This is a genomic window from Blautia sp. CAG:237 (assembly GCF_000436615.1).
GTDB classification, from domain to species: Bacteria; Bacillota; Clostridia; order Lachnospirales; family Lachnospiraceae; genus Blautia_A; species Blautia_A intestinihominis.
In genome coordinates this window covers 33,073-45,003 of sequence record NZ_FR886744.1, presented here as the reverse complement: position 1 = coordinate 45,003, position 11,931 = coordinate 33,073, and the positions used below count along the sequence as shown (strand labels likewise).

The window sequence follows — 11,931 nt, the reverse complement described above, 5'->3', positions numbered from 1 at the left end:
CCGCGAGGTGTTTTGGCATAAATATGCCAAAATCCCGAGACATGCGGGGCAAAATGCTATCACCGAAGGTGATGTGGAATGCATTTTGACCAAGTTACAGCGAATATAATGAGCAGTAACTTACCGAGATAGGAGTAAAATAAATGAGAAAGAACAGCATTAAGAATACAAGGATCAACGGAGAGGTTCAGAAAGAACTTAGTACGATCATCAGAAATGAAGTCAAAGATCCTCGCATTCATCCAATGACTTCTGTCATGGCTGTGGAAGTTGCACCTGACCTCAAGACCTGCAAGGCATTTATCAGTGTCCTTGGCAGCAAAGAGGCCAAGGATGCGACCATCCAGGGTCTTAACAAGGCAGAAGGTTATATCAGAAGACAGCTTGCAAAGAACCTGAATTTAAGGAATACACCGGAGATCCGTTTCATCCTGGACGAATCCATTGAATACGGTGTAAACATGTCCAAGCTGATCGACGATGTAACCAGAAAAGATGCTCAGGCAGGAAAACCGGACGAGGAAGAATAAGCCAGTCCGGATCCTGACCAGAAGAGCAGTGCATACAGAATAAGAGAGGATATCATGAAAAATATTTCAGAAGTGCTGGAAGGCGTGAAAACAATAGGAATTGGTGGTCATGTCCGACCGGATGGTGACTGTGTCGGTTCCTGTATGGCTTTGTATCTGTATATCAGAACTTATTTTCCGGATGTGGATGTAAGCGTATATCTCGACCATCCGAAGCCGATCTTTGGACATATCGATCATATCGATGATATCAAAACAGAAGTAGAAGAGGGCAGAGAATTTGATCTGTTCATTACCTGCGATGTCAGCGCGCGTGACCGCCTGGCAGTTGCGGGAGATGCTTTTGACCATGCGGCAAAAACCGTCTGCATCGATCATCATGTGAGCAATCCGGGATTTGCGGATGTCAACTATATCCGCGGAGAAGTCAGCTCCTGCTGCGAAGTCCTCTACGGACTCCTGGATCCGGACAAAGTAAACCGTCCGATCGCGACAGCAGTCTATACAGGAATGATCCATGATACAGGAGTATTCCAGTATTCTTCCACTTCCCCGGATACGATGCGTATCGCAGGAGAACTGATGAAGCAGGAGATCCCTTTCAGCAAGATCATTGATGAATCTTTTTATGAGAAGACATATCTTCAGCTTCAGGTCATGGGCCGTGTTCTGGCAGAGAGCATTCTTCTCCAGAACGGCAAATGCACCGTAGGCTACCTCCGCAGAAGAGATATGGAATTTTATGGAGTTGAGGGAAGTGACCTTGACGGGATCGTCAGCCAGCTTCGTCTGACAAGGGGCGTGGAAGTCGCGATCTTTATCTATGAGACTGAGACACAGCATTTCAAGGTTTCCCTCCGTTCCAACGGCAAGGTGGATGTGAGCAAAGTTGCCGTATTCTTTGGCGGCGGCGGTCATACAAGAGCAGCGGGCTGTGACCTTGAGGGCTCCATGTATGACGTTATCAATAATCTGACCGCAGAGATCGAGAAACAGTTCTGCGAAGAGGAGGCATAATGGACGGAGTTCTGGTCATTCGCAAAGAGAAAGGCTACACTTCTCATGATGTGGTCGCAAAACTTCGTGGGATCCTCCACATGAAAAAGATCGGTCATACCGGAACACTGGATCCTGATGCGGAGGGAGTTCTTCCTGTTGTTCTCGGCAGAGCGACCAAGCTGGTCGATCTTCTGACCGAAAAGCGCAAGACATACGAGGCACTTCTTCACCTCGGGATTGAGACAGACACACAGGATATGACAGGAACGGTTCTGAATGAAAAGCCGGTCACTGTTTCTGAAGAAGAAGTAAAAGCTGTAATCGAGAGTTTCCTCGGAGAGCAGGAGCAGATCCCGCCGATGTACTCCGCGCTCAAGGTAAACGGAAAGAAGCTGTATGAACTCGCAAGAGAAGGCAAGACCGTCGAGCGCAAAGCCCGCCCGGTCTGCTTTTATGAGATAGAGATCCTTGAAATGGATCTTCCGATGGTACGTTTTTCTGTTACATGCAGCAAGGGAACTTATATCCGGACTCTGTGCCATGATATTGGACAGAAACTGGGCTGCGGTGCCTGCATGGAAGAGCTTACCCGTACAGCATCCGGTGAGTATCGCTGGGAAGACAGCATCACACTGGATGAAGTACAGAAAGAAATGGAAGAAGGAATCCTTGAGAAGAGGATTCTTTCTATTTCAGAAGTGCTCAAGGCTTATCCGGAGATCCGCTGCAATAAATTCGGAGACAGGCTTCTTCTGAATGGCAATGCGCTTCCAGATAATATGACAGAAACACAGCACAAAAAAGGCTGGGTGCGGATGTGCACCAGCGAGGGGAATTTCCTGGGGATCTACGAGTGGGACAATAAGAGACACCGTTATCAGCCTCAGAAAATGTTCCTCTGAAACATCGGAGATAAGCAGGAGTCAGAACACATGGAATACATCAAGATCGAAGGACAGTTTCCAAAGTTTTCCAACTGTGCGGTAACGCTGGGGAAATTTGACGGAATTCATCGCGGACACAGGAAACTGATCCAGAAGATTCTGGAACACAAAAAAGAATATGGTACAACTTCCGTAGTTGTAGCTTTTGTGTCCGACCGTCAGACCATCCTCACAGGGGAAGAGAGGAGACTGCTTCTCGAAGATATGGGCGTGGATGTCCTTCTGGAATGCCCGTTGAATGAGCAGATCAGACATATGAAAGCGGATCAGTTTATCCGCCAGATTCTGATCGGTTCTCTGCAGGCATCCTTCGTGGTAGTCGGAGAGGATTACAGATTCGGATATGAACGCAAAGGCACGCCGGACCTTCTTAGGAAAGCCGGTCTGAAATATGGCTATGAAACAGAGATCGTCCCGAAGGAAATGGACGGAAGCCGCAAGATCAGCAGTACCTTCATCCGTGAAGAACTGAAGAAGGGCAATATGCACAAGATCTCAGAGCTTCTCGGAACAGATTTCTTTGTGGCAGGAGAGGTAGAGCATGGCAAAGGTCTGGGACACAAGAAATTTTTCCCGACCACAAACCTGGTCCCGCCGAAACAGAAGCTGATGCCGCCGAACGGTGTCTATGTGACAGTGTCAAAATTTGGCGACACAGAGTATCAGGGAATCACCAATGTCGGATACAAGCCGACCGTCGGAGAGGATTTCCTGGGTGTTGAGACCTATCTTTTTGACTGTGATGAGGATCTGTATGGAAAGGACTGTATCGTTTTCTTCCGCAAATTCCAGCGCCCGGAGCACAAATTTGCTTCTTTTGAGGCGCTCAAAGCACAGATCGCGAGGGACATCGAGGCAGGCCATGCTTTTTTTGAAAAATAAGTTCAAAAAATAAATAATTATGTTGTTTACACGCCAGATGTTTTATGCTATACTATTTGAGGTGTAAATCAGCCCATATTCAGAGATTGGAATCTCCAACCGTTTCTTAATATGCGGCGGTTCATTAATAATAATATTTTTAAGGAGGAAATCACAATGATTTCAAAAGAAAAAAAACAGGCAATCATGAAAGAATATGCAAGATGCGAGGGTGACACAGGTTCACCGGAAGTACAGGTAGCAGTTCTTACAGCAAGAATCCAGGAGCTGACAGAGCATTTACAGACACATCACAAAGATCATCACTCCAGACGTGGTCTTCTGAAGATGGTTGGTCAGAGACGTGGACTTCTGGCATACCTGAAGAAAACAGACATCGAAAGATACCGTGCACTGATTGAGAAATTAGGTTTAAGAAAATAATTAGTATACGGACGGGGCGGATAAACCATCCGCCCCATTTTTAAATCACAAAACAAAATAGACAGAAGTTATTTCCGAGACTACTGAAAAGTTCATCAGGAAAGATCCGGGTGGTTTTTTCAGTTGTTTCGGACTTCTGTAAAATTAAAACGCAAGAAATAAAAGGAGAAAAAGTATGTACAAAAGTTATTCTATGGAATTAGCCGGCAGAACACTGACTGTAGATATCGGTCGTGTTGCAAAACAGGCTAACGGCGCAGCTCTGATGCATTATGGTGATACAACTGTGCTTTCTACTGCAACAGCATCCAAGGAGCCAAGAGAAGGAATCGATTTCTTCCCTCTGAGCGTTGAATATGAGGAAAAAATGTATGCAGTAGGCAAGATTCCAGGAGGATTCAATAAAAGAGAAGGAAAGGCAAGCGAGCATGCGATCCTGACATCCCGTGTTATTGACCGTCCGATGCGTCCGCTGTTCCCGAAGGACTACAGAAATGACGTAACTCTGGTAAACATGGTTATGTCCGTAGATCCTGAGTGCAACCCGGAGATCCCGGCTATGCTTGGTTCTTCCATCGCAACCTGCATTTCCGATATCCCGTTTGACGGTCCGTGCGCTACCACGCAGGTAGGTCTGATCGACGGCGAGTTTATCATCAACCCGTCCCTGGCTCAGAAAGAACTTTCTGACCTTCAGCTGACTGTTGCTTCCACAAGAGAGAAAGTTATCATGATCGAAGCCGGCGCAAATGAAGTACCGGAAGATACCATGATCGAAGCAATCTACAAAGCTCATGATGTAAACCAGGAGATCATCCGTTTCATCGACAAGATCGTAGCAGAGTGCGGCAAAGAGAAACATCTCTACGCTTCCTGCGCAGTTCCGGAAGAACTGTTCGAGGCGATCAAGAAGATCGTTCCGTCCGAAGAGATGGAAGAAGCTGTCTTCACAGACGATAAACAGACAAGAGAAGAAAACATCCGTGAGATCACAGCAAGACTTCAGGAAGCATTTGCAGACAATGAAGAATGGCTGGCTGTTCTCGGAGAAGCAGTATATCAGTATCAGAAGAAAACTGTCCGCAAGATGATCCTTAAGGACCACAAACGTCCGGACGGCCGTCAGATCACACAGATCCGTCCTCTGGCAGCAGAAGTAGACATCATCCCGAGAGTTCATGGTTCCGCTATGTTCACCCGTGGACAGACACAGATCTGCACCATGACAACTCTGGCTCCGCTTTCTGAGGCACAGAGAATTGACGGACTTGACGAGTTTGAAACATCCAAGAGATATATGCACCACTACAACTTCCCGTCCTACTCTGTAGGTGAGACCAAACCATCCAGAGGACCGGGACGTCGTGAGATCGGTCACGGTGCACTGGCAGAGAGAGCTCTTGTTCCGGTACTTCCGTCAGCAGAAGAGTTCCCATATGCGATCCGTACTGTATCTGAGACATTTGAATCCAACGGTTCTACTTCTCAGGCAAGTATCTGTGCATCTACCATGTCCCTTATGGCAGCAGGTGTACCGATCCGCAAACCGGTTGCCGGTATCTCCTGTGGTCTTGTTACAGGTGCAACAGACGATGATTACATTGTACTGACAGATATCCAGGGACTTGAGGACTTCTTCGGAGATATGGATTTCAAGGTTGCAGGTACACATGACGGTATCACAGCAATCCAGATGGATATCAAGATCCATGGTCTGACAAGACAGATCGTAGAAGAAGCGATCCGCAGAACAAAAGAAGCAAGAGAGTACATCCTTACAGAGGTTATGGAGAAATGCATCGCAGCTCCTCGTGACCATGTAAATAAATATGCACCGAAGATCGTTCAGATCCAGATCGATCCTCAGAAGATCGGTGATGTAGTCGGACAGAGAGGAAAGACCATCAATGCGATCATTGAGCGTACAGGCGTTCAGATCGATATCACAGATGAAGGTTCCGTATCTATCTGCGGTGTTGACCAGCACGGAATGGATGAAGCCAAGAAGATGATCAAGACCATCGCAACAGATTTCGAGGCAGGACAGATCTTTGAGGGAACTGTCGTAAGCATCAAGGAATTTGGCGCTTTCGTTGAGTTTGCTCCTGGCAAAGAAGGAATGGTCCACATTTCCAAGATCAGTGACCACAGAATCAACAAAGTAGAGGACGTTCTTACTCTTGGCGACAAAGTAAAAGTAATCTGCCTTGGCAAAGACAAGATGGGCAGAATGAGTTTCAGTATCAAGGATGTACCGGAAGAAGCATAAAAATGAGATATCATAATATAACCAAGGACGATATGCTGAACGGAGACGGACTCCGTGTGGTACTCTGGGTTGCAGGCTGCAATCACTGCTGCCGGGAATGCCAGAATCCCATCACTTGGGATCCGAACGGAGGCCTTCCTTTCACCGAAAAAGAAGAAGCAGAGATTTTTGCCGAACTGGATAAGGATTATATCAGCGGAATCACTTTCTCAGGAGGGGATCCGCTTCATCCGTCCAATATTTCAGCCGTAACCGCCCTTGCACGCAAGATCAGAACAAAATATCCAGACAAGACCATCTGGCTTTATACAGGTTCACGCTGGGAAGAAATCCAGCAGGAAGAGATCGTCCGTTATCTGGATGTGCTCGTAGATGGTGAATTCCAGGTGGACAAGCTGGATCAGAGTCTGAAATGGAAAGGATCTTCGAACCAGCGCGTGATCAACGTTCCGGCGACACTTCGGGAGCAGAAGATCGTTCTTCATGCAGACTGAGAGATCCAGGAGGAAAACATGAAGAGAATCGCAAAATTTCACAAAGTAAGTGAAGAGCGTTTTGTGGCAGACTGGAAGGATACTTTTCCGGAGACACAGGAAAGCGCGATCACTGACATTTACAATGAGATTAAACTTCCGGCAAGAGCAACTGCAGGAAGTGCAGGATATGATTTCTATGCACCTGTCGATCTGACACTGAACCCGGGAGAGACTGTCAAGATCCCTACCGGTATCCGCGTCGAGATGGAGCAGGACTGGGTTCTGAAATGCTATCCGAGAAGCGGACTGGGATTCAAATACCGTCTGCAGCTCAACAATACGGTTGGAATCATTGACAGCGATTATTTCTATTCTGACAATGAGGGACATATTTTTGCAAAGATCACCAATGACAGCAACGAAGGCAAATCTGTCAGCATTCAGGCTGGCACAGGCTTCATGCAGGGAATCTTTGTAGAATACGGAATCACTGTAGATGATGACGCAAAGGGTGTCCGCAACGGTGGATTTGGAAGCACCACCCAGAAATAAAGATATAGATACAGCAAATATAAAAGCGGAGTTTCCGGACTTGAATATCCCGAATACTCCGCTTATTTTGTGCTGTGAAATAGTAAATTGAATGAATAGAAGTCTCTGTTATTCTAACGGTGCGCCTGCTGCCTCTGCCTTACGTGCATTGTCAAGAACAATGTCAAAAGCTGTAGCTGCTGCCTGATATTCAGCATCATCATCGATGTTGGCAAGCATCGGATCGCCCTTCTCTGTGCGGGAGAAACGGTACAGATAAACTTCACCGTTCTGGTTCTGACCATTCTCATCCAGTGGAAGGAGTGCAATATACTCCTGTGCATCTACCGGGAAGATCGTAAGGATCGCGCATTCTACTTCGGTATCGTCGTCCAGTGTCAGAGTAATGGTGTTGTGCTGTTCCTCAGAAGCATTACCGCCGCAGTCCAACCCACAGCTTGCACAGTCACTCGGTGCACATGCAGAATTTGTAAATTCGTCACTCATAATTGATATTCCTCACTTTTGTTTTTCTTTTGGTTATTTTATTCATTTTATCAGAAAATACGGGGATTTACAACGGTTGTTCTGTGCAAAAAATAAAAAAATGTATTTCAACTCACTCTGGAATCATGTATAATAAATAAAGACAGACTATGAAGATGGAAATGAAGGAGATACACAATGAAATTTGTTTCATGGAATGTAAATGGAATCCGTGCATGCCTTACCAAAGGCTTTGAAGAGAGGTTTCAGGAACTGGATGCAGATATTTTCTGCCTGCAGGAGACGAAATGCCAGGAGGGACAGGTCAAACTTGAGCTTCCGGGCTATCATCAGTACTGGAACTACGCAAACAGAAGAGGATATTCCGGAACGGCAATCTTTACGAAACAGGAGCCGCTTTCGGTTTTTTATGGAATTGGAATAGAGGAACACGACAAAGAAGGCCGTGTGATCACACTTGAATTTGAGAATTTTTATTTCGTGACAGTATACACGCCGAATTCACAGAGCGAGCTGAGACGGCTTGAGTACCGAATGGAGTGGGAGAGAGATTTTCTTGCTTATCTTCTCGGGCTTCAGGAGAAGAAGCCTGTCATCTGCTGCGGCGATCTGAATGTTGCACATCAGGAGATCGACCTCAAGAATCCTAAGACAAACCGTAAGAATGCCGGCTTTACAGACGAGGAGAGAGCATGCTTTACAAAGGTTCTTGAGAGTGGATTTATCGATACATTCCGCTATTTTTATCCGGATCAGGAGGGAAGCTATTCCTGGTGGTCCTACCGCTTCAAGGCGCGTGAGAAGAACGCAGGATGGAGGATTGACTATTTTATCGTTTCGCCTGCACTGAAGGATAAACTGCAGGATGCATCGATCCACACAGAGATCATGGGCTCAGACCATTGTCCGATCGAGCTGGACATGGAATCATTCTGAGAGTAAATACAAGAAGGAGAAAAAGTTATGTACGATCAAAGCAGGCTTTTGGTGCACGAGGGCAATCCGATGCTGCCTGGTGCTACGAAAGTTTCTGGGGGAATGAATTTTGCGGTGGAGGTTCCCTGTGATACAGAGGCCTCGCTGATCCTGTACCGAAAGGGAGAGAAGGAGCCGGAGGCTGAGATTCCTTTTGCAGAATCAAACAGGACCGGTCGGATGTGTGCGATGATGGTATCCGGGTTTAAGCCGGAGCAGTATGAATATAATTTTCGGATAGATACAAAGATCTGTCAGGACCCATATGCCCGCGGGCTGGCTGGAAGAGAGACATTTGGCAGAGTGTCAGAGGATAAGGACGAGCACAGGATCCGCTGCAGTTTTCCGAATCTGAGAGAATACAACTGGGAAGGCGACGTTTCCCCAGGGATCTCCTATCAGGATATGATCCTCTACAAAGTCCATGTCAGAGGCTACACCAGACAGGCGAAGGTGGCACCAAAGAAAAGAGGTACTTTTGCAGGGCTTAAGGAGATGATCCCTTACTGGAAGGAACTTGGGATCAATGCAGTCGAGCTGATGCCGGCATATGAATTTATGGAGAGGTCCACAGTGGAGCCGGGTAAGGCGATGATCCGCCAGAAACATCACAAGGATAAAGTTAACTACTGGGGTTACCTCCCGGGATTTTATTTTGCACCCAAAAGTGCCTACTGTGCGACGAAGAAACCACACAAGGAATTCTGTGACATGGTGAGAGCTTTCCACGAAGCAGGGATCGAATGCATCATGGAAATGTATTTCCCGGCAGATACCGCTCCGATGAAGGCACTTTATGCGCTGTGGTTCTGGAAGAAATATTATCATGTAGATGGATTTCATCTGCTGGGTGATGGCGTTCCGGGAGAACTGATCGAGAGAGATCCGTTCCTCTATGGTGTCAAAAAGATGTTTTCCGACATTTCCGGACAGCCGGAGAAAGAAAACATGCTGGCAGAGTACAACAGAGGGTTTATGCAGGATATGCGCCGCCTTCTCAAGAGCGACGAGGGAATGGTCGCGGGGGCACAGTTCCATATCAAGCGTAACACAGGCGATTTCGGGACCATCAACTATATGGCAAGCCAGGACGGTTTTACCTTGTATGATACAGTGACTTACAATTACCGTCACAATGAGGCAAATGGTGAGGACAATCACGATGGAAGTGATTATAACTATTCCTGGAACTGTGGAGTAGAGGGTGCGTCCAGGAAGCAGGCCATCCGCCGCCTGCGTGAACAGCAGCTTCGAAATGCGTTCCTGATGCTGCTTCTGAGCCAGGGAACACCGATGATCTATGGCGGAGATGAGTTCGGCAATTCTCAGAATGGAAACAACAATGCCTGGTGCCAGGACAACAGTGTGGGCTGGACGGACTGGAAATGCATGAAGAAGCAGGAGAAGCTTTTTTCCTTTGTAAAAAAAGCAATCGCGTTCCGCAAAGATCATCCGATCCTCCATATGCCGAATGAACTGAGAAGCGTAGACTATATGGCAAAAGGTTTCCCGGATGTTTCCTTCCATGGAGAGCGTGCATGGTTCTTAAACATGGAAAACACCAGCCGCCTTATCGGCATCATGTACTGCGGAGCATATGCACAGAAGCCGGATGGAACGGATGACGACTTCCTTTATATAGGATACAATTTCCACTGGGAGAAACGAAATATCGCACTGCCGAATCTTCCGGACGGAATGACCTGGAAAAAGATCGCCGACACTTCAGATCAGGAGGAGAAGAACTGGTTCCAGGATGGCAAAGAAACTTACAAAAAAACAATAGACATCAATCCACGTACCATTGTGGTACTGGTGGCAAGGCAGGGGGAGATTGAGAATGCATCCGTGGCTGCACTTCAAGACGATAACAAGGCATAAATTACTGGTGATGAAATATTGTTTCCGGATCGGCTTATATAAACAGGGACTGCTTCACGACCTTTCCAAGTATACACCGGCAGAATTTCTGGTGGGATGTAAATATTATCAGGGAACGAGAAGCCCGAATAATGCAGAGAGGGAAGATATCGGAGTGTCCACTTCCTGGCTCCATCACAAGGGCAGGAACAAGCATCATTTTGAGCACTGGGTCGACTATTCTCTTGATGGGGAGCATGTGATCATGGGGGCGCAGATGCCGCGTAAATATGTGGCAGAGATGGTCATGGACCGGATCAGCGCATCCAGGAATTACCTTGGAGATGCCTATGACGACAGCCAGCCGTTGGATTATTTTCTCAAGAGCAAAGAAAAACTCTGGTTCATCCACCCACAGACAAAGAAGGAACTGGAGGCGCTTCTTCGCATTTTGAATGATCATGGCGAGGAAAAATTACTTCATTATATTAAGCACAGATATCTGAAAGAAGAAACAAGAAAGATCAAATATTGAGATATAGCAGGAATTAGAGTTTAAAAAGCCTTTTTTTCATCGAAACAGATTGAAATTCGATGAGGAGAGGGCTTTTTTTATTATAATAAACAGTATATAACAGTTGACAACAGCACTATGCTGTTATATACTGTTTATAGAAGGAGGGATGAAGTTGAATCTTATCATAAACCATACTTCCATGGAACCGATCTACGAGCAGATCATGGCACAGATCAAGGCAGAAGTGATCGAGGGGACGCTGACTGCAGGGGATGCACTTCCCTCGGTGCGTGCACTGTCCAGAGAACTGAAGATCAGTGCTCTTACAGTAAAAAAAGCCTACGACAGTCTGGAAGCAGAAGGACTGGTCGTGACTGTCCATGGCAAGGGAAGTTTTATCGCGAATACCAATCAGGAACTTTTGATGGAGGAGCGTCGCAAGGAGCTGGAGAAAGAGCTGGAAGAAGCGGTACGTAAAGCGCGTGTTGGAGGCTTAACGGCAAAGGAGATACGTGAATCATTTGAGATCATAATGGAGGATGAGATATGTTAGTGCAGCTGGATCATGTAAGGAAAACATATGGCAGTTTTACACTGGAACTGAATATGCAGATCCCAGAGAATCAGATCATCGGGCTGATTGGGGCGAACGGGGCAGGCAAGAGTACGACATTCAAGCTGATGCTTGGACTTATCCGTCCGGACCAGGGAAGCGTGGAGATATTTGGCAAAAATGCTGCCGATCTTGGCGCAGAGGAGAAACAGGAGATAGGAGCTGTATTCTCTGACAGCGGCTTTTCCGAATATCTGAAAGTACAGCAGCTTATTCCGGTCATGAGCCGCTTTTATCCGGATTTTCAGGAAAAAGAGTTTCGTGAAAGATGCGAAAGATTCCAGATCCCGCTGAATAAACAGATCAAAGAGTTTTCCACAGGAATGAAAGCGAAGCTGAATGTACTTCTTGCGCTCAGCCATGGCAGCAGGCTACTGCTCCTTGACGAGCCGACGGCGGGGCTGG

Annotated in this window: 14 protein-coding genes; 13 read left to right on the top strand and 1 reads right to left on the bottom strand. The window is 46.8% G+C overall.

What is annotated here, in order from left to right; all coding sequences use genetic code 11:
• The first annotated feature begins 143 nt into the window (after positions 1 to 143).
• The 8 genes from rbfA (at position 144) to QZL69_RS08995 (ending at position 7,075) form a co-directional block, all read left to right on the top strand.
• Positions 144 to 530 (top strand): 30S ribosome-binding factor RbfA, encoded by a 387-nt coding sequence (gene rbfA / locus QZL69_RS09030; RefSeq protein WP_022214890.1) that lies wholly within the window; start codon positions 144 to 146, stop codon positions 528 to 530.
• A 54-nt stretch (positions 531 to 584) separates the two neighbouring features.
• Positions 585 to 1,547, top strand: coding sequence for a DHH family phosphoesterase (locus QZL69_RS09025; protein WP_022214889.1), 963 nt, complete (start codon positions 585 to 587; stop codon positions 1,545 to 1,547).
• A complete protein-coding gene (truB, locus tag QZL69_RS09020; protein ID WP_022214888.1) occupies positions 1,547 to 2,431 on the top strand; it encodes a tRNA pseudouridine(55) synthase TruB in 885 nt (294 codons plus the stop codon). The genes QZL69_RS09025 and truB overlap by 1 nt, the downstream gene beginning before the upstream one ends.
• Before the next feature lie 30 nt (positions 2,432 to 2,461).
• The gene (locus tag QZL69_RS09015; RefSeq protein WP_022214887.1) at positions 2,462 to 3,355 is read left to right on the top strand and encodes a bifunctional riboflavin kinase/FAD synthetase; all 894 of its coding nucleotides are present in this window, start codon (positions 2,462 to 2,464) and stop codon (positions 3,353 to 3,355) included.
• 156 nt (positions 3,356 to 3,511) lie between these two features.
• Positions 3,512 to 3,778 (top strand): 30S ribosomal protein S15, encoded by a 267-nt coding sequence (gene rpsO / locus QZL69_RS09010; protein WP_015542977.1) that lies wholly within the window; start codon positions 3,512 to 3,514, stop codon positions 3,776 to 3,778.
• A gap of 175 nt (positions 3,779 to 3,953) precedes the next feature.
• A complete protein-coding gene (locus QZL69_RS09005) occupies positions 3,954 to 6,047 on the top strand; it encodes a polyribonucleotide nucleotidyltransferase (RefSeq protein ID WP_022214886.1) in 2,094 nt (697 codons plus the stop codon).
• 2 nt (positions 6,048 to 6,049) lie between these two features.
• Entirely contained in the window at positions 6,050 to 6,541 is a 492-nt protein-coding gene (nrdG, locus tag QZL69_RS09000; RefSeq protein ID WP_118251440.1) for an anaerobic ribonucleoside-triphosphate reductase activating protein, read from the top strand.
• Positions 6,542 to 6,559: 18 nt separating this feature from the next.
• A complete protein-coding gene (locus QZL69_RS08995; RefSeq protein WP_022214884.1) occupies positions 6,560 to 7,075 on the top strand; it encodes a dUTP diphosphatase in 516 nt (171 codons plus the stop codon).
• Between the two features lie 108 nt (positions 7,076 to 7,183).
• On the opposite strand, the gene QZL69_RS08990 is transcribed toward QZL69_RS08995, so the two are convergent.
• On the bottom strand, positions 7,184 to 7,561 hold the full coding sequence (locus QZL69_RS08990) for a DUF1292 domain-containing protein (protein WP_022214883.1): 378 nt from the start codon (positions 7,559 to 7,561) through the stop codon (positions 7,184 to 7,186).
• A gap of 177 nt (positions 7,562 to 7,738) precedes the next feature.
• On the opposite strand from QZL69_RS08990, the gene QZL69_RS08985 reads away from it, so the two are divergent.
• From QZL69_RS08985 to QZL69_RS08965, 5 genes are all read left to right on the top strand, one after another.
• Positions 7,739 to 8,497 carry an exodeoxyribonuclease III gene (locus QZL69_RS08985; RefSeq protein ID WP_022214882.1) on the top strand — a complete coding sequence of 253 codons (759 nt, stop codon included), beginning with the start codon at positions 7,739 to 7,741 and terminating at the stop codon, positions 8,495 to 8,497.
• A gap of 27 nt (positions 8,498 to 8,524) precedes the next feature.
• Positions 8,525 to 10,417 carry a type II secretory pathway pullulanase PulA and related glycosidase gene (locus QZL69_RS08980; protein WP_022214881.1) on the top strand — a complete coding sequence of 631 codons (1,893 nt, stop codon included), beginning with the start codon at positions 8,525 to 8,527 and terminating at the stop codon, positions 10,415 to 10,417.
• A complete protein-coding gene (locus QZL69_RS08975) occupies positions 10,377 to 10,931 on the top strand; it encodes a DUF5662 family protein (RefSeq protein ID WP_022214880.1) in 555 nt (184 codons plus the stop codon). The genes QZL69_RS08980 and QZL69_RS08975 overlap by 41 nt, the downstream gene beginning before the upstream one ends.
• 154 nt (positions 10,932 to 11,085) lie before the next feature.
• On the top strand, positions 11,086 to 11,466 hold the full coding sequence (locus QZL69_RS08970) for a GntR family transcriptional regulator (RefSeq protein ID WP_118698400.1): 381 nt from the start codon (positions 11,086 to 11,088) through the stop codon (positions 11,464 to 11,466).
• Positions 11,460 to 11,931 (top strand): ATP-binding cassette domain-containing protein (locus tag QZL69_RS08965; protein ID WP_291519095.1); only part of this gene is annotated, 472 nt, incomplete at its 3' end. The genes QZL69_RS08970 and QZL69_RS08965, both read left to right, overlap by 7 nt.

Bases quoted from the DNA above. Each gene is read 5' to 3' on its own strand.
- nrdG (WP_118251440.1), top strand. From the start codon at position 6,050: ATGAGATATCATAATATAACCAAGGACGATATGCTGAACGGAGACGGA.
- QZL69_RS09025 (WP_022214889.1), top strand. From the start codon at position 585: ATGAAAAATATTTCAGAAGTGCTGGAAGGCGTGAAAACAATAGGAATT.
- QZL69_RS08985 (WP_022214882.1), top strand. From the start codon at position 7,739: ATGAAATTTGTTTCATGGAATGTAAATGGAATCCGTGCATGCCTTACC.
- QZL69_RS09005 (WP_022214886.1), top strand. From the start codon at position 3,954: ATGTACAAAAGTTATTCTATGGAATTAGCCGGCAGAACACTGACTGTA.
- QZL69_RS08980 (WP_022214881.1), top strand. From the start codon at position 8,525: ATGTACGATCAAAGCAGGCTTTTGGTGCACGAGGGCAATCCGATGCTG.
- QZL69_RS08975 (WP_022214880.1), top strand. From the start codon at position 10,377: ATGCATCCGTGGCTGCACTTCAAGACGATAACAAGGCATAAATTACTG.
- QZL69_RS08990 (WP_022214883.1), bottom strand. From the start codon at position 7,561: ATGAGTGACGAATTTACAAATTCTGCATGTGCACCGAGTGACTGTGCA.
- rpsO (WP_015542977.1), top strand. From the start codon at position 3,512: ATGATTTCAAAAGAAAAAAAACAGGCAATCATGAAAGAATATGCAAGA.
- rbfA (WP_022214890.1), top strand. From the start codon at position 144: ATGAGAAAGAACAGCATTAAGAATACAAGGATCAACGGAGAGGTTCAG.
- QZL69_RS09015 (WP_022214887.1), top strand. From the start codon at position 2,462: ATGGAATACATCAAGATCGAAGGACAGTTTCCAAAGTTTTCCAACTGT.
- QZL69_RS08995 (WP_022214884.1), top strand. From the start codon at position 6,560: ATGAAGAGAATCGCAAAATTTCACAAAGTAAGTGAAGAGCGTTTTGTG.
- truB (WP_022214888.1), top strand. From the start codon at position 1,547: ATGGACGGAGTTCTGGTCATTCGCAAAGAGAAAGGCTACACTTCTCAT.